Here is a 319-nt window from a genome sequence, read left to right on the forward strand (position 1 = left end):
TGGGAACTTAGCTCAAAGTATTGTGAACACAGCTCAAGAAATCGTACAGACTTCTTCCACTGCTGCCAATACACTCAATAACTTTAGAGAAGTGGAGAAAATCTACAAACAGGGAAAAAAATACTACGATGCCTTAAAGCAAGTAAAAGCCATTGTGAAAGATGCACGCAAGGTAAAAGAAACCGTCTTAATGGTAGGTGATATTTCTGAAATCTATGTAACCAACTTCAAGAAGATGACCCAAGACCCCAATTTTAGCCCCGAAGAATTAGAAGCCATTGCTTTTGGTTATTCCAAACTGTTGGAAGAAAGTTCAGGC

General features: G+C 38.9%; 1 protein-coding gene. It reads left to right on the forward strand.

Annotated elements, in window-relative coordinates:
• Positions 1–319: DUF4141 domain-containing protein (locus VQ048_RS12860; RefSeq protein WP_327612003.1), on the forward strand; the 319-nt coding region annotated here is incomplete at both ends.

The sequence above is a fragment of the Bergeyella anatis genome, assembly GCF_036016955.1.
GTDB lineage: Bacteria > Bacteroidota > Bacteroidia > Flavobacteriales > Weeksellaceae > JAYWXI01.